This is a genomic window from Azospira sp. APE16, assembly GCF_047901315.1.
Classification (GTDB): Bacteria; Pseudomonadota; Gammaproteobacteria; order Burkholderiales; family Rhodocyclaceae; genus Azospira; species Azospira oryzae.
Genome location: NZ_CP179682.1, coordinates 3,671,714 through 3,686,989, shown reverse-complemented (window position 1 = coordinate 3,686,989; position 15,276 = coordinate 3,671,714). Strand labels below are relative to the sequence as shown.

The 15,276-nt window shown below is 67.4% G+C and carries 14 protein-coding genes and 1 tRNA gene; 10 read left to right on the top strand and 5 right to left on the bottom strand.

What is annotated here, in order from left to right; genetic code table 11:
* Positions 1-139 precede the first annotated feature (139 nt).
* On the top strand, positions 140-1,489 hold the full coding sequence (locus ACLSSQ_RS17545; RefSeq protein ID WP_014236037.1) for a sigma-54 interaction domain-containing protein: 1,350 nt from the start codon (positions 140-142) through the stop codon (positions 1,487-1,489).
* A gap of 168 nt (positions 1,490-1,657) precedes the next feature.
* Here the strand turns inward: ACLSSQ_RS17545 and ACLSSQ_RS17540 are convergent, their stop codons facing one another.
* Positions 1,658-2,167, bottom strand: a complete 510-nt coding sequence (locus ACLSSQ_RS17540; protein WP_050804257.1) for a TlpA family protein disulfide reductase — start codon at positions 2,165-2,167, stop codon at positions 1,658-1,660.
* A gap of 12 nt (positions 2,168-2,179) precedes the next feature.
* On the opposite strand from ACLSSQ_RS17540, the gene ACLSSQ_RS17535 reads away from it, so the two are divergent.
* From ACLSSQ_RS17535 to ACLSSQ_RS17525, 3 genes are all read left to right on the top strand, one after another.
* On the top strand, positions 2,180-2,884 hold the full coding sequence (locus tag ACLSSQ_RS17535) for a DUF4197 domain-containing protein (protein ID WP_014236039.1): 705 nt from the start codon (positions 2,180-2,182) through the stop codon (positions 2,882-2,884).
* 196 nt (positions 2,885-3,080) lie between these two features.
* Positions 3,081-5,090 carry a UvrD-helicase domain-containing protein gene (locus ACLSSQ_RS17530; protein ID WP_416243375.1) on the top strand — a complete coding sequence of 670 codons (2,010 nt, stop codon included), beginning with the start codon at positions 3,081-3,083 and terminating at the stop codon, positions 5,088-5,090.
* 167 nt (positions 5,091-5,257) lie between these two features.
* Positions 5,258-5,563, top strand: a complete 306-nt coding sequence (locus tag ACLSSQ_RS17525; RefSeq protein WP_416243374.1) for a hypothetical protein — start codon at positions 5,258-5,260, stop codon at positions 5,561-5,563.
* A gap of 107 nt (positions 5,564-5,670) precedes the next feature.
* Here the strand turns inward: ACLSSQ_RS17525 and ACLSSQ_RS17520 are convergent, their stop codons facing one another.
* Positions 5,671-6,114 (bottom strand): c-type cytochrome, encoded by a 444-nt coding sequence (locus ACLSSQ_RS17520; RefSeq protein ID WP_014236042.1) that lies wholly within the window; start codon positions 6,112-6,114, stop codon positions 5,671-5,673.
* A gap of 129 nt (positions 6,115-6,243) precedes the next feature.
* Between ACLSSQ_RS17520 and ACLSSQ_RS17515 the strand changes: the two genes are divergently transcribed.
* A tRNA-Arg gene (locus ACLSSQ_RS17515) sits at positions 6,244-6,320 on the top strand.
* A 99-nt stretch (positions 6,321-6,419) separates the two neighbouring features.
* Here the strand turns inward: ACLSSQ_RS17515 and ACLSSQ_RS17510 are convergent.
* The gene (locus ACLSSQ_RS17510; protein ID WP_014236043.1) at positions 6,420-6,740 is read right to left on the bottom strand and encodes a hypothetical protein; all 321 of its coding nucleotides are present in this window, start codon (positions 6,738-6,740) and stop codon (positions 6,420-6,422) included.
* 243 nt (positions 6,741-6,983) lie between these two features.
* Here ACLSSQ_RS17510 and ACLSSQ_RS17505 point away from each other — a divergent pair, with 243 nt between their 5' ends.
* The 3 genes from ACLSSQ_RS17505 to nifA all read left to right on the top strand — a co-directional run bounded on the left by ACLSSQ_RS17505 (position 6,984) and on the right by nifA (position 11,763).
* Positions 6,984-7,976 carry an HD domain-containing phosphohydrolase gene (locus ACLSSQ_RS17505; RefSeq protein WP_416243373.1) on the top strand — a complete coding sequence of 331 codons (993 nt, stop codon included), beginning with the start codon at positions 6,984-6,986 and terminating at the stop codon, positions 7,974-7,976.
* A 97-nt stretch (positions 7,977-8,073) separates the two neighbouring features.
* Positions 8,074-9,936: a sensor domain-containing diguanylate cyclase gene (locus ACLSSQ_RS17500; RefSeq protein ID WP_014236045.1), complete on the top strand. Its 1,863-nt coding sequence runs from the start codon at positions 8,074-8,076 to the stop codon at positions 9,934-9,936.
* Between the two features lie 93 nt (positions 9,937-10,029).
* Positions 10,030-11,763: a nif-specific transcriptional activator NifA gene (gene nifA / locus ACLSSQ_RS17495; protein WP_014236046.1), complete on the top strand. Its 1,734-nt coding sequence runs from the start codon at positions 10,030-10,032 to the stop codon at positions 11,761-11,763.
* Positions 11,764-11,914: 151 nt separating this feature from the next.
* On the opposite strand, the gene ACLSSQ_RS17490 is transcribed toward nifA, so the two are convergent.
* Complete coding sequence (locus ACLSSQ_RS17490) at positions 11,915-12,343, bottom strand: ArsC/Spx/MgsR family protein (RefSeq protein ID WP_205230608.1); 429 nt, start codon at positions 12,341-12,343, stop codon at positions 11,915-11,917.
* 153 nt (positions 12,344-12,496) lie between these two features.
* Positions 12,497-13,066, bottom strand: a complete 570-nt coding sequence (locus tag ACLSSQ_RS17485) for a hypothetical protein (protein WP_014236048.1) — start codon at positions 13,064-13,066, stop codon at positions 12,497-12,499.
* Between the two features lie 333 nt (positions 13,067-13,399).
* On the opposite strand from ACLSSQ_RS17485, the gene nifB reads away from it, so the two are divergent.
* Positions 13,400-14,923 (top strand): nitrogenase cofactor biosynthesis protein NifB, encoded by a 1,524-nt coding sequence (gene nifB / locus ACLSSQ_RS17480; protein ID WP_416243372.1) that lies wholly within the window; start codon positions 13,400-13,402, stop codon positions 14,921-14,923.
* 44 nt (positions 14,924-14,967) lie between these two features.
* Positions 14,968-15,183 carry a 4Fe-4S binding protein gene (locus ACLSSQ_RS17475; protein WP_014236050.1) on the top strand — a complete coding sequence of 72 codons (216 nt, stop codon included), beginning with the start codon at positions 14,968-14,970 and terminating at the stop codon, positions 15,181-15,183.
* The last annotated feature ends 93 nt before the right edge of the window (positions 15,184-15,276 follow it).

Below are 15,276 nucleotides of genomic sequence, written 5' to 3'. Positions count from 1 at the left end.
CCGGCGCCTGCCTGGAGTTCCCATTTAATCAATGGCTTGTGTTTTGTCCGGGGCTCGGGGCGGGCGCTTGCGGGCCATCGCCTGCCAAATATGGCGGCAAATAATTGCACAACTGACAGAATCGGCAGAAGATTCGCCCATGGATTATTCGGCCAGCCAGCTCAACGAGCTTATCTCCTTCCTCGACGGCCTGCCAGAGCCCCGCATCGTGATGGACGCGGATTACCGCATCGTCGCCGCCAACAAGGCCTACCGCCGGGAATACGCGGGCAGCGGCAGCGGCGGCGTCGCCTCCATCCTGGGGCGGCGCTGCTACGAGGTTTCCCACCACTTCACCGTGCCCTGCGACCAGGCCGGGGAATCCTGCCCCCTCAAGCTGTCCCAGGAGGAGGGCGCCTCCCGCCGCGTCCTGCACCTGCACCACACGCCCCGGGGCGAGGAGCACGTGGACGTGGAAACCACGCCGGTGCGGGACCAGGAAGGGCGCATCGTCTACTTCGTCGAAACCCTGCGCATGGTGCAGCAGGCCAGCAGCCGGCCCGCCGCCCAGGGCCTGGTGGGGCGCTCGCCGGCCTTCCAGCAGATGCTGGAAAAGGTGCTGCGGGTGGCGCCGGCCCAGGCCACGGTGCTGTTGCTGGGGGAGACCGGCACCGGCAAGGAACTGGTGGCCCAGGCGGTGCACGAGGCCAGCGGGCGGCGGGACAGTCCCTTCGTCGCGGTGGACTGCACCGGCCTCACCGAAAACCTGTTCGAGAGCGAACTGTTCGGCCACGAGAAGGGCGCCTTCACCGGCGCCGCCTTCCGCAAGCTGGGTCTGGTGGAGTCGGCCAGCGGCGGCACCCTGTTCCTGGACGAGATCGGCGAACTGCCGCCGGCCCTCCAGGTCAAGCTGCTGCGCCTGCTGGAGACCGGCACCTACCGTCGGGTCGGCGGCGTGGACACCCTGCGCGCCGACTTCCGCCTGGTGGCCGCCACCCACCGGGACCTGAAGGAAATGGTGCGCCAGGAGCGTTTCCGCCGCGACCTCTACTACCGGCTCAACACCTTTCCCATCCACACCCCGTCCCTGGCCGAACGGCGGGAGGACATTCCCCTGCTGGCCGCCTCCCTGCTGGAGCGGGTGGACCACCGGCCCGGCCGCCACTTCTCCGCCGAGGCCCTGGCCTGGCTGGCGGGCCGCAACTGGGAAGGCAACATCCGGGAGCTGCGCAACCTCATCGAACGGGCCACCCTGATGAGCGACGGCGAGGAAATCAGCGCCGCCAAGCTGGCCGAGGTGGCGGATGACGGCGGCGAGAGCAAGGCCCTGGCGGAGGGCGTGGGCGGCGGGGCGGACGACAGTTTCCGGGTGCCGGGCCCGCTGCCCCTGGCGCAACTGGAGCAGCGCTATCTGGCCTGGCTGATGGCCCGCCCGGGCGCCGACGTGCGCACCCTGGCCCCGGCCCTGGGAGTCAGCGAACGGACCCTCTACCGCAAGCTGCGGCGGTGAGGGCTTGCTTTTAGCCACAGAGGGCACAGAGATCACAGAGGAAAGACAATGCCACCATCACGCCTGGGGTGCATCAGGCCGTGCCGCCCAGGGTTTTTCCCCGCTGTGATTTCTGCGCCCTGAAGGAAGTCCCGTTGGGGGATGCCCTCTGTGGCCAGGGGGGTTTCCTCAAGGCCGTTCCGCCAGCAGCTTTTCCACCATGGCCCTCAGGCGGCCGGGATCGGGCTTGCCGGGCAGGCGCTGGGCGATGCGGCCGCTGCGGTCGAGGAGGAAGGTCAGGGGCGGATTGGCACTGCCCAGGGCGAAACCCCGGGCGGCGCTGCCATCGTCCTGGGCGACGCGGAAGGGCAGGCTGTTGGCGTAGGCGTAGCTGGCCACCTGGCGCGGCTGGTCGTAAACCATGGCCACCGCCAGGGTCTCCAGGCCCCGGGCCTGGTAGCGGCGGTGCAGCTGGGCCAGTTCGGCCAGGGTGTGGTCGCAGTCGCCGCAGGTGGTGGCCCAGAACTGCAGGATCACCACCTTGCCGCGCAGCTGGGCCAGGCTGACGCCGGGGGCGCCCAGCACCTTCAGTTCGACCGCCGGGGCGGCCTGCCGCTTGCCGAGAAAGGTCAGCATGGCGCCGCTCATTGCGAGCACGGCGAGCAGCAGGATAAGCTTGTGGCCCCGGGACATCATCATCAGGAGCAGGCTATGGAATTGAACACGGTCATCAATCGCTTCGGCGGACGCTGCATTGTGGGCATTTTGACGGCCCTTGTCATCAGCATGCCGGCCGCCGCCCAGGTGAGCAACGGCGAGGCCGTCTCCGGTCTCAAGGAAGCCCTGACCCGGGGCGCCGAGGTGGCGGTGAGCCAGCTGGGCAAGACCGACGGCTTCCTCGGCAACGACAAGGTGCGCATTCCCCTGCCCGGCGCCCTGGAGGATGCCGCCGAGATGATGAAGAAATTCGGCGCCGGCAAGCAGGCCGACCAGCTGGTGGAAACCATGAACCGGGCGGCGGAGGCGGCGGTGGTGGAAGCCAAGCCCCTGCTGGTGAAGGCGGTCAAGGAAATGAGCGTGAAGGACGCCCAGGGCATCCTCGGCGGCGGCGACGATGCGGCCACCCAGTATTTCAAGCGCAGCACCTCCGAGCCCCTGGCCAAAAAGTTCCTGCCCATCGTCAAGAAGGCCACGGCCAAGGTGCAGCTGGCGGACAAGTACAACCAGTTCGCCGGCAAGGCCGCCAAGTTCCACCTCATCGACGCCAAGGACGCCAACCTGGACGACTACGTCACGCGCAAGGCCCTGGACGGCCTCTACCTGATCATCGCCGAGCAGGAGAAGGCCATCCGCAAGGACCCCATCGGCACCGGCAGCAAGGTCATCGGCAAGGTCTTCGGCAGTCTGCTCAAGTAACCCGGCCCGGGAGTCAGGAGGGACGCGGCTTTCCGGCGGTGCATGCCGGAGAGTGGCGTCCCTCCTTCTTCCTGGCAATGCCTCCCGGCGCGGCACAGGCCGCTCCGAAATGGACTAAAATCTGCCCCACCGAATCACCCGCGCCCCGCTCTGCCGGGGCGCGGCGTTTCTGCCCTGCCGAAAGCCCCCTGATCCCGTGTCCAGCCCCGTTCCCCTGCACAGCCTGAATCCGCCCCAGCGCGAAGCCATCTACTACCTGGACGGCCCCCTGCTCGTCCTGGCCGGCGCCGGCTCGGGCAAGACCCGGGTGATCACCCAGAAGATCGCCTACCTGATCCAGGAATGCGGCATGAACCCGGCCAACATCGCCGCCATCACCTTCACCAACAAGGCGGCCCGGGAAATGCAGGAACGGGTCGGCCAGCTGCTCCAGGGCGGCTCCACCGCCGGCCTCACCATCTGCACCTTCCACTCCCTGGGCGTGCGCATCCTGCGGGAGGAGGCCAAGGCCCTGGGCTACAAGCCCAAGTTCTCCATCTTCGATTCCACCGACTGCTACAGCATCTTCGCCGACCTCTCGGCCAGCGTGGACAAGGCCACCATCCGCAGCATCCAGTGGCTCGTCTCCGGCTGGAAGAACGCCATGAAGTCGCCGGACCAGGCCGCCGCCGAGGCCAAGAGCGAGATCGAGGTCCTCGCCGCCAAGGCCTACCGGGATTACGCCGCCACCCTCAAGGCTTACCAGGCGGTGGATTTCGACGACCTGATCCTGCTGCCGATGCAGCTCTTCCAGGAACACCCGAAGATCCGCGACAAGTGGCAGAACCGCCTGCGCTACCTGCTGGTGGACGAATACCAGGACACCAACGCCTGCCAGTACCAGCTGCTGAAGCTGCTGACCGGGCCCCGGGCCATGTTCACCGCCGTGGGCGACGACGATCAGGCCATCTACGGCTGGCGCGGCGCCGATGTGGAAAACCTGCGGGGCCTGCCGCGGGACTATCCCAACCTGAAGCTGATCATGCTGGAGCAGAATTACCGCTCCACCGCCCGCATCCTGCAGGCCGCCAACAACGTCATCGGCAACAACGAAAAGCTGTTCGAGAAAAAGCTGTGGTCCGACCTGGGCCACGGCGAGGCCATCCGCGGCAGCGTCTGCCGCGACAACGAGCACGAGGCCGAGTCGGTGGTGATGAAGCTGCTAGCCGACAAGTTCGAGAAGCGCAGCAAGTTCTCCGACTACGCCATCCTCTACCGCTCCAACCACCAGGCCCGGCTGTTCGAAACCCACCTGCGCAACAACCGGGTGCCCTACGTCATGTCCGGCGGCACCAGCTTCTTCGAGAAGTCCGAGATCAAGGACGTCATCGCCTACCTGCGCTTGCTGGCCAACCAGGACGACGATCCGGCCTTCATCCGCGCCGTCACCACGCCCAAGCGGGGCGTCGGCGGCACCACCCTGGAGGCCCTCGGCACCTATGCCGGCGAACGCCACATCTCCCTCTTCGCCGCCGCCTTCGAGGAAGGCTTCGCCCAGCGCGTCAGCCACCGCCAGCTGGAGCCCCTGCTGCAGTTCTGCGAGTTCATCAACCGGGTCGAGCAGCGGGCACTGCGGGAGCCCGCCGGCGAAGTGCTGAACGACATGCTCACCGCCATCGGCTACGAGGCCTGGCTCTACGACCACGAGGAGACCCGGGCCGCCGACAGCAAATGGGGCAACGTGCGGGAGTTTTCCCAGTGGCTGGCGGGCAAGGGCGAGAAGGACGAAAAGACCCTCATCGACCTGACCCAGACCATCGCTCTCATCAACATGCTGGAGAAGCAGAACGAGGACAGCGAGTTCGACGCGGTGCAGCTGTCCACCCTGCACGCCGCCAAGGGCCTGGAATACAAGAACGTCTTCCTGGTGGGGGTGGAGGAGGGCATCCTGCCCCACAGCAGCTCGGTCGAGTCGGGCACGGTGGAGGAGGAACGGCGCCTGATGTACGTCGGCATCACCCGGGCGCGGCAGCACCTGCACCTCTCCTGGTGCGAGAAGCGCAAGCAGGGCAAGGAAATGTATCCCTGCGAACCCTCCCGCTTCATCGCCGAAATGGGCAACGACCTGCGCATCAGCGGCGGCAAGGCGGCCGCCGAGCCGGACAAGGCCACCAGCAAGGCCCGCTTCGCCAACCTGCGCAACATGCTGGGCAGCGGCGAAAGCTGAGCCCGTCCCGTCTCTTTCCCTATTCCTGCTCCCGGCCGCGTTACACGGCGTTACGGGGAGTTACCGTTCACCTGCAAACCGGAAGTTGGTGGTTGGCGTTATTGCCCTCAAGGGAGCGAAATGGTTTCGCGACCGGAAGGACAAGCCAAATTTCAGGAGATAGAGAAATGACCAAGAACCTCATCGCTGTTGCCCTCTTCGCTGCTTTCGGTACCGCTTTCGCCCAGGCTCCCGCCACGCCGGCCACCCCCGCTACTCCTGCGGCGCCTGCGGCGCCTGCTGCCGCACCGGCCAAGGCTGCGGTGGAAGCACCGAAGGCCGAAGTGAAGGCGGAAGCGAAGGCCGAGGCCAAGCCGGCCGTGAAGCACGGCCACAAGAAGGTGGAGAAGAAGGCCGAGCAGGCCGGCGAGAAGGCTGAAAAGGCCGAGGCCGCCAAGCCCGAAGTAAAGCCTGCCGAACCCGCCAAGAAGTAAGGTTTACGCGGCCAACCCGAAGGCCGCTGCAGCATGAAAAAAGGGCGCCGGATCTTGCGATCCGGCGCCCTTTTTTGCGGGACCGGAAAGCTCCGGTCCGTCGCGGCTTACTTGGACAGGCCGACCAGGTAATCCACCACCTTCTTGAAGTCGTCGTCGCTCAGGCTGGAACCGCCCTTGGGAGGCATGGCGCCCTTGCCGCCGATGGCGTTCTTGTACAGGGTGTCCTTGCCCGCGGCGATGCGGGGAGCCCAGGCAGCCTTGTCGCCGGCCTTGGGAGCGCCGGCAGCGCCGGAAGCGTGACAGGCGGCGCAGACGCCGTTGTAGGTGGCCTTGGGATCGACGGGGCCGGCGGGAGCGGCGGCGCTGGCCACCTGCAGGGCCACCTTGGCCACGGGAGCGATGCGGGCATCGGCGTCTTCGGCGCTGGCGCCGCCGGCGGTGCCCTTGCCCAGCTTGGACAGGGGAACGAGGGCCACCATGAGGACGATCGCAATCGCGATCGACCAGTACATGATGGACTTGCTGGAGTGGTTTTGTTGGTCAGCCATGGGGAAAATTCCTTTTATTTCATGCCGGGGGGAGGGTGCGAGGGGCGAATTATATCCGCAAAGTCAGAGTGATCCCAAGGGCGGGCATGGACGCCCGGGGAAAAACCGGGTATTCTTGCCGTCCCTTTTGCGCCCGTAGCTCAGCTGGATAGAGTACTGCCCTCCGAAGGCAGGGGTCGTGCGTTCGAATCGCGCCGGGCGCGCCAAGTTTCAGAAAATGGACACCTCCGGGTGTCCATTTTCATTTCCGCCGTCCCTTTTCCCTTCCGTCCTGTTTCCGCTCCCGGCATTTCCCGCGGCCGGCCCTATTGCCCGTCCTCCAGGCCGCTGGCGGCGAGGAAGCGCTGCCGGGCGGCTTCCAGCTGGCCCTGGGCCTGGGGCGGCACCAGCTGGCGGCATTCGGCGTAGAAGCGGGACCAGGCCTGGCCCAGGGCGGCCCGGTCCGCCGCCGGCGCCGCGGCGGCAGGGGTGCCGGCAACGGCGCCGTCGGCGGCCTGCAGCACCATGTAGCGGGGCACCACCCGGGTTTCGCCGCCTTCGCCGCGGGCCATCATGGGGCCGGTCTTGACGTAGGTCTGGCCTTCCAGGACGAAACGTCCGCCGAGGGGAATGTCGTTGATCTTCATGGTCGTTCTCCGGGTGCTGCCGGGCAGGTTGGGGAGCCGGCCGGGCGGCCGGGCAACGGGCCGCATTCTAGTCCGCCGGGCGGCCACCGCAAGGGCTGGTTTGGCCGCATCAAAGGCGTATGATGAACTAAGCCATAAGTAATAGGCCAAGCCATCATGACACTCTGCGAACCCCTCCCGTCCCTGGGGGACCCCGTTGCCAGGCCGCCATTCGAGGAAGCCGGAGCCCGCTTCCGGCCCATCATGGACGCCATGACCGCCCATATCGCCTTGCTCGACGGAGCCGGCACCATCGTGGCGGTGAACGAGGCCTGGAAACGCTTCGCCGACAGCAACTGCGGCCGTTCCCCCGGCTACGGCCTGGGCCTCAACTACCTGCAGCTGCTTGACGGCATGCAGGGCTGCCAGCCCTGTGCCCGGTGCAGTGCTGAAGAGATGGAGCTGGCCCGCCGCATTGCCGGCGGCATCCGGGCCGTGCTCAAGGGGCGGTCGCCCAAGTTCCAGATCGAGTATCCCTGCCACTCGCCCACCGAGCGGCGCTGGTTCCTGCTCACCGTTTCCCCTTTCCCCGACGACGGCGGCCCGATCCGCGCCGTGGTGGCCCACGAGGATTTGACGCCCCTGCGCGCCGCCCAGGAAGCGGCCCTGCACCACAGCGCCCAGCTGGCGGCCTCCTTCAGCCGGACGGTGGATGCCATCGCCCTGGCCATCGAGAAGCGGGACGCCTACACCGCCGGCCACCAGAACCAGGTGGCGACCCTGTGCGAGGCCATCGCCCGCCGCCTGGAGCTTGATGAAGAGCAGCGCCAGGGGCTGCAGCTGGGCGCCCGTATCCACGACATCGGCAAGATATCCGTCCCCCTCGACATTCTCGGCAAGCCGGGGAAGCTGTCGCCGCCGGAACTGGAAATCATCCGCTACCACCCCCAGGTGGGTTACGAAATCCTGTGCGGCATCGATTTTCCCTGGCCAATCGCCGACATGGTGCACCAGCACCACGAACGGGTGGACGGCAGCGGCTATCCCCAGGGGCTGGCGGGCGAGGACATCTGCCTGGAAGCCCGCATCATCGCCGTGGCCGACGTCTTCGACGCCATCATTTCCCACCGCCCCTACCGGGCCGCCCGTTCCCGGGAAGAGGGGCTGCGGGAGCTGGCCCTGGGCCGCGGCAGCCGTTTCGATGCCCGGGTGGTGGATGCCCTGCTGGCCCACCTGGCGGAGGCGGAGGGCGCCTGACCACCGTGCTGCCATGACCCTCCCGCGCTGCGGCCGGCGTACAATGCCAAACGCCTAGAACCGGGAACAACCCGGCGGGATCAAGGGAGGTGGGATCGTGGTGGCAGGAGCGTACCCCGGCCGGGAGGTGCCCGGACATGTGCCCTGGTGGCAGCGCATTTCCGTGCGCATCGGCGTCGGCGCCATGCTGGTGCTGGTGGCGGCCCTGGTGGTGGTGGGTTGGCTGGTGACCCGGCAGGAGGAGCGCCTCTACGGCGAACAGCACACGGCCCACGCCCACAAGATTTCCAGCTTGGTGGCCGAGGGCCTGGTGCGGCGCATGCTGGCCGGCGGCGGTGCCGCGGCCTGGGACGGCGTCACCCGGGAAGCTTCCACCTACATCGAGACGGCCGGCGTCGGCCGCATTTCCGTGCTGGCCCGCAACGGCAGCGTCAAGGCCAGTACTGACCCGTCCCTGCGCGGCGGCAGCATCGAGGTGGCCGGCAACCCGGCCTGCCCCGGCTGCGACGGCATGGTGCCCGAACAGTTTCCCGTCACCCGGGCCGTGGTGGATGCGGCGGGCCAGCACTGGCTGCGGGTGGTCAGCGCTGTGCCGGCCCGGCCCGAATGCAAGGGCTGCCACCAGGACCCGGGGGAAAAGCTGCGGGGCCTGGTGCTGGTGGATTTCGACCTGACTCCCCTCAATCAGGCTGCCGCCGAGCGGCGCCGCGGCCTGCTGCTGATCGGCCTGGCCTGCGGCCTGGTGTCCCTGGTGCTGATCTACTGGTTATTCCGCCGCTCCGTGCTGGAGCCGGTGGAGGTGCTGGTGGATACGGCCGGGCGCCTGGCCGGCGGCGACCTGCAGGCCCGGGCGCCGGTGGCCGAACGGGGCGAACTGGGCCATCTGGCGGCCCATTTCAACCACATGGTGGACCGCATCGAGGACCAGGTGGCCCGTCTTGAATCCTCCAACCTGGAGTCGGGCCTGCTGTACACCCTGGTGGTGGAGGTCTCCCGCAACATGGAAATGTCGGCGGTGGCCTCCACCGTGGTGCGGGTCCTGGAACAGAAGCTGGCGCCGGCCTTCGTCGCCTTCTTCGCCGAATCGGCCGACGGCACCTGGGTCTGCGCCAGTGACCGCAGCGATGCCCTGTTCACCGGCGAAGGCGCCCTGGCGCCGGCCCTGCTGGGCCAGGAGCTCCTGGCCCGGGAGGCCCTGGACGGCTTTCCCCTGTCCATGGCCCAGGCGGCGGTGGCCAGCCTGGAACTGCAACTGGGCGTGGGCGGCGGCGCCCTGCATTTCGCCGTGCCCCTGGGCAGCGGCGGCCGCCTTTCCGGCCTCCTGGTGTGCAGTATGGAAGGGGCTTCCCGGGTCCAGGCCGACGAGGAACTGCTGGCCAACCTGGGCGGCCACCTGACCCTGGCGGTGGAAAACTCGCGCAACTACACCGGCGCCGTCACCGATCCCCTGACCCGCTGCCGCAACCGCCGCTACGGCCTGGCCCGGCTCGACGAGGCGGCCTACGCCTCGCGCCGCCACGAGATCGAACTGGCGGTGGCCATGCTCGACATCGACCACTTCAAGCGCATCAACGACAGCCACGGCCACCCGGCGGGGGACCAGGTGCTGCGGGAGACGGCGCGGCGCCTGATGGACACCATCCGCAAGGCCGACGTGCCGATCCGCTACGGCGGCGAGGAATTCCTGGTGATCCTGCCCCAGACCCGGGAGGAGGACCTGGCGGCCGTGGGCGAGCGCCTGCGGGCGGCCGTCGGCGCGGCGCCGGTGCGGGTGGTGCTGCCCGGCAACGTGGTGCTGGAGATTGCGGTCAGCGTCAGCGTCGGCCTGGCCAGCTATCGGGGCGAGGGGGACGAGGCCGATGCCCTCATCGCCCGGGCCGACCAGGCCCTGTACCGGGCCAAGGCGGGCGGCCGCAACCGGGTGGAGGTGGTGGGCGGCGGCGACGGGGGCCAAGCGTGAATTAGGTCACGATCGTGGCATGGAACCTGCTCTGATTCAGGCACAAGAAAAAGAGTTCGCGGGGGAGGCAGAAGAACTCTTCAGGAGCTGGTTATGACGGCAACAAAACTGGATCGGGATGCTGACCTGGAACTGGTCACCATCTATGAGATCAGCAAGATTCTCACCTCCTCGCTGGACTTCCAGAAGTCGGTGCGGGAGGCGCTCAACGTCATGCTGACCCACCTCCACATGAGGCATGCCATGGTCAGCATGGTGCAGGGCGAAGGAAAACTGCACGTACTTGGTGCAGCCGGGGTGCCTTTTGCCGTCCAGGAAGACATCATCCTCGACGCCGAAAGCGGCATCGTCGGCCAGGTGCTCAAGCACGGCAGCCCCATGGTGGTGCCCGACATCACCGCCGACCCGGTCTTCATCAACCGTACCGGCCGGGACCTGTCCCAGTGCGCCGGGGTGGCCCTCATCGCCGTGCCGGTGAAGATCGGCCGCGAGGTGGTGGGCGTGCTCAGCGTGGACCGGCCTCCCGGCGCCTCCAAGCCCGCCAGCTTCGACCGGGACGTGCGCCTGCTGTCCCTGGTGGCCAGCCTGGTGGGCCAGACCTTCAAGCTGCACCAGGCCATTGCCGCCGAGCGGGCCCAGCTGATGCTGGAGACCCACCGCCTGCAGAAGCAGTTGCAGGGCAAGTACGACGTGGAAAACGTCATCGGCCGCTCCAAGCGCATGAAGGAGGTGTTCGCCGACGTGCACCAGGCGGCACCGGGCAACTCCACCATCCTCCTGCGGGGCGAGTCGGGCACCGGCAAGGAGGCCATCGCCCACGCCATCCATTATCTGTCGCCCCGTTCCAAGGGCCCCTTCGTCAAGGTGAACTGTGCCGCCCTGCCGGAGACCCTGCTCGAATCCGAACTCTTCGGCCACGAGAAGGGCGCTTTCACCGGCGCCACTGCCGAGCGCAAGGGCCGCTTCGAGATGGCCGACGGCGGCACCCTGTTCCTGGACGAGATCGGCGACATTTCCTCCTCCTTCCAGGCCAAGCTGCTGCGCGTCCTGCAGGAGCACGAGTTCGAGCGGGTCGGCGGCAACAAGACCCACAAGGCCAACTTCCGCCTGGTGGCCGCCACCAACCGCAACCTGGAGGAAATGGTGCAGAAGGGCGACTTCCGCGCCGACCTCTATTTCCGCCTCAATGTGGTGGCCATCCTGCTGCCGCCCCTGCGGGAGCGCAAGGAGGATATCCCCCTGCTGGTGGACTTCTTCCTTTCCCGCTTCAACCGGGAGAACAACCGCAAGCTGACCATCACGCCCGGTGCGGTGGAGATCCTGCAGCACTGCAACTGGCCGGGCAACGTGCGGGAGCTGGAGAACTGCATCGAGCGGGCCGCCACCATGACCCGGGGCGCCCTCATCCGGGAGTCGGACATGCGCTGCCAGAAGGGCCAGTGCTTCTCCTCCGTGCTGCTCGAATCCTCCGCCTCCCGGGCCTGCCATCCGGTGATGGACATGCCGGGCACCCATCCCGGCGGCCACACCACCTTCCCGGCCCGGGAGCCGATCCAGCCCCAATCCCAGCCGGTTCACTTCCGCGACCCCATTCCGGTGGTGGCGGCGCCGGCGCGGCCGGCCATGCCTGCGGCGGCACCGCCCGACTACGGCGACGACGACCTGGCCGAAGGCAGCGACGCCTTCGTCTCAGAACGGGAACGGCTGATCGAGGCCATGGAACGTTGCGGCTGGGTCCAGGCCAAGGCGGCCCGGCTGCTCAACCTGACGCCGCGGCAGATCGGCTACGCCCTGAAGAAATTCAATATCGAGGTGAAGCGCCTGTAGCTTCCGGCGCACCTCGTCCATAGTGATCGGTGCGCCAGGTCGGCCGGGTGGTTCGCCACCCCGGGCCGGGTCGTTGGCGGAATTAGGGCGGGGCGCGGGTAGGGTGCGGCTCATCCGGGAGATGCCCGGAGGGCCTTATGGGACGGCGATTTTAGGCCGTGGGCGGCGGACAGGGCCGGTGCTCTTCGCCCTTGGGGCAGCCCTCGCCGACATCCTTATCCCCTGCGCCTTCCAGGCCGATCCATTGGGCGATGGCGGTCGTGTCGAAGCCCACCCGCCGTTCCTCGCCCACCTGCAACAGGGGGCGGCGGATCAGCAGGGGCTCGGCCAGCAGCAGGGCCAGGGCATCATCCCGGCCCAGGGTTTCGGGCTGCACTTCACCATTCTTGAGGCGGGGAGCGGCCCGGTTGAACCACTCGCTCACCGGCAGGGGCTCGAGGAAGGCCAGCAAGGTGGCTGCCGTCCATGGCTCGCCCAGCAGGTCGCGCACCGTCAGGGTGTGGCCGGCGGCCTGGAGCAGGGCCCGCTGTCGGGCATTGCCGCCGCAGCCGGGCTTTTCGTAGAAGATGACGTGGGCCATGGCCGTTGCCGTCGGAAAGCGTCAAAAAGGGATACGCCACTCCCGGCCGGAAGGCCGGCCCTGGCTTGCACCCGTGGCTGGGAACGGCCGCCGGCGGGAGCGACGTAAGCAAAAGGTCCGCGCCCCGGGGGCAGGGTGCGGACCGAGGAGAGATCAGACGGGGCGGTTCTCGGCCACCTTCACCGGACCCATTTCGGCCAGGGCCTGGGCGTAGGGGATCACCGGCAGCTTGCCGTTGTACTTGGCTGCCGCATCCACCACCGCATCCACCTTGGCTTCGGCGGAGGCCTTCTTCAGGTCGCTGCGTTCCAGGTAGAGCAGGTCCAGCAGTTCATTCCACACCGTGGCTTCGTCCAGGGGATACACGTTCCAGCTGACACCGCCCACTTCCACGGCGTACTTCTTGGAGAAGTCCACGTTGCCGGCGAAGAGGAAGTACTTCCCGGCGGGCACCAGGGAATCGCCCATCATGGCGACGATGTGATCCAGGTGGGCGAGGGAGTCCACGTGGGCGGCGAAGAACACCAGCTGTTCGCCTTCGGCGGCCAGGATCACCTGGTCGGCCTTGGTGATGGGGGGACGGGCTTCGCCGGCGACGCTTTCCGGGAATTCCAGGCCCAGTTCGCCGCGGAAGCCGAAGCGCCCGGCCTTGCCCGTGGGGCCGCTGATGAGGGGGGAGAGCAGTTTGCCGGAGAGTTTGGAGAGTACGGCGTTTTGGGTCATGGCAGCCTCAAGGGATAAGTAGGTTGGATTGAATGACGCCACCACCAGTGCGAGAACTGTGCCAGTGCCGGTCATGCCTTGGAGATGCCCTATCCACGCGGGTTTCGGCGGCACGACGAGGGGCGCTCGGCGTCCCGGGCCATTGTCGGCTTCGATACAGGGGCGTCGTGTCCGCGACAAAGGGCAAAAGCCGACACCGGTTGCCCAAGTGACTGTTTACGCGCAATAAAAATGGAAATTCCGGACCTGGCACATGGGTTGCTCTAGGGGTGTTGCAGGGCCTGCAGTCAAGGGCCCCGAGACAACGAGCCCCAACCCCGACAGGAGCGGACCATGCAGAACCCGAGCGCCCAAACTGGCATGAGCGGCATGAGTGGAACGGCGGCAGGAGCCCCGGCTTCCCGCCGCATCATCCCCATCGCCTCCGCCCACAGCGGCGCCGCGTCCGCCGGTGGCTGCAGCTCCTCCAGCTGCGGCTCCGGCGAAGGTCCGGCCGACATGCCCGCCCACATCTGGGAGAAGGTGAAGGACCATCCCTGCTACAGCAGCGAGGCCCACCACCACTTCGCCCGCATGCACGTGGCGGTGGCCCCGGCCTGCAACATCCAGTGCAACTACTGCAACCGCAAGTACGACTGTGCCAACGAATCCCGCCCCGGCGTGGTGAGCGAGAAGCTGACCCCGGAAATGGCGGGCAAGAAGGTGCTGGCGGTGGCCGCCGAGATTCCCCAGCTTTCCGTGGTCGGCATCGCCGGCCCGGGCGACGCCCTGGCCAATCCGGCCAAGACCTTCAAGACCTTCGAACTGATCCAGCAGAGCGCGCCGGACATCAAGCTCTGTCTCTCCACCAACGGCCTGGCCCTGCCGGACCACGTGGAGACCATCAAGAAGTTCAACGTGGACCACGTCACCATCACCATCAACATGGTGGACCCGGAAGTGGGCCAGCACATCTACCCCTGGATCTTCCACAACCACAAGCGCTACCACGGCCTGGAAGCGGCGAAGATCCTGCACGAGCGGCAGATGCTGGGCCTGGAGATGCTCACCGCCGCCGGCATCCTGGTGAAGGTGAACTCGGTGCTGATCCCGGGCGTCAACGACCATCACCTGAAGGAAGTGAACAAGGTGGTGAAGGCCAAGGGCGCCTTCCTGCACAACATCATGCCGCTCATTTCCGACCCGGCCCACGGCACCCACTTCGGCCTCACCGGCCAGCGCGGCCCCACCGCCGCCGAACTGAAGTCCCTGCAGGACGAGTGCGAGGGCGACATGAAGCTGATGCGCCACTGCCGCCAGTGCCGTGCCGACGCCGTCGGCATGCTGGGGGAGGACCGCAGCCAGGAATTCACCAGCGACAAGCTGGACGCCATTGCCGCAACCTACGACCCCACCGCCCGCCAGGCCTACCGGGACTTCGTCGAGAAGGAGCGGGCCGATCAGCGTGCCGCCGAAGCGGAGAAGAAGGCCGGCCTGGCCGGCGCTTCGGAGAAGGCCCTGGTGGCCGTGGCCACCAAGGGCGGCGGCCGCATCAACCAGCACTTCGGCCACGCCAGCGAGTTCCAGGTGTACGAAGTCTCCGCCGCCGGCGCCAAGTTCGTCGGCCATCGCAAGGTGGAGCACTACTGTGCCGGCGGCTACGAGGAAGAGGAGGCCATGCCCTCCATCCTCGACGCCCTCCAGGACTGCGCCGCCGTGCTGGTGGCCAAGATCGGCCACTGCCCCATGAAGGAACTGCAGGCCGCGGGCATCGAGCCGGTGCAGGACTACGCCCACGAATACATCGAAGCCTCGGCCCTGGCCTGGTTCCAGCAGCGCCTGGAGCGGCGCCAGGGCGCCACCAGCCTGGTCGCCTGAGGCCATCCAACCCATCCGTCACCCCCTAAGACAAGGAGCCCATCATGGCCTACAAGATCAACGCCTCCGCCTGTACCGCCTGCGGTGCCTGCGAACAGGAATGTCCCAACGACGCCATCTACGAGAAGAACGGCCTCTTCGCCATCAAGGCCGACGGCTGCACCGAGTGCATCGGTCATTACGACGATCCCCAGTGCATCGCCGCCTGCCCGGCCGACTGCATCGTCGTGGACAAGAGCGTGCCGCGCTACCAGGCGTGAAGACAGCCACAGAGGACACAGAGAACACAGAGGGAAAATCCCTGGGCGCTGTGCCCGAAGGTCAGGCCGGCAGCGCGGGAAGTTGTCGACGTT

Bases quoted from the DNA above. Each gene is read 5' to 3' on its own strand.
- ACLSSQ_RS17545 (WP_014236037.1), top strand. From the start codon at position 140: ATGGATTATTCGGCCAGCCAGCTCAACGAGCTTATCTCCTTCCTCGAC.
- ACLSSQ_RS17540 (WP_050804257.1), bottom strand. From the start codon at position 2,167: ATGATGATGTCCCGGGGCCACAAGCTTATCCTGCTGCTCGCCGTGCTC.
- ACLSSQ_RS17535 (WP_014236039.1), top strand. From the start codon at position 2,180: ATGGAATTGAACACGGTCATCAATCGCTTCGGCGGACGCTGCATTGTG.
- ACLSSQ_RS17525 (WP_416243374.1), top strand. From the start codon at position 5,258: ATGACCAAGAACCTCATCGCTGTTGCCCTCTTCGCTGCTTTCGGTACC.
- ACLSSQ_RS17520 (WP_014236042.1), bottom strand. From the start codon at position 6,114: ATGGCTGACCAACAAAACCACTCCAGCAAGTCCATCATGTACTGGTCG.
- ACLSSQ_RS17510 (WP_014236043.1), bottom strand. From the start codon at position 6,740: ATGAAGATCAACGACATTCCCCTCGGCGGACGTTTCGTCCTGGAAGGC.
- ACLSSQ_RS17505 (WP_416243373.1), top strand. From the start codon at position 6,984: ATGGACGCCATGACCGCCCATATCGCCTTGCTCGACGGAGCCGGCACC.
- nifA (WP_014236046.1), top strand. From the start codon at position 10,030: ATGACGGCAACAAAACTGGATCGGGATGCTGACCTGGAACTGGTCACC.
- ACLSSQ_RS17490 (WP_205230608.1), bottom strand. From the start codon at position 12,343: ATGGCCCACGTCATCTTCTACGAAAAGCCCGGCTGCGGCGGCAATGCC.
- ACLSSQ_RS17485 (WP_014236048.1), bottom strand. From the start codon at position 13,066: ATGACCCAAAACGCCGTACTCTCCAAACTCTCCGGCAAACTGCTCTCC.
- nifB (WP_416243372.1), top strand. From the start codon at position 13,400: ATGCAGAACCCGAGCGCCCAAACTGGCATGAGCGGCATGAGTGGAACG.
- ACLSSQ_RS17475 (WP_014236050.1), top strand. From the start codon at position 14,968: ATGGCCTACAAGATCAACGCCTCCGCCTGTACCGCCTGCGGTGCCTGC.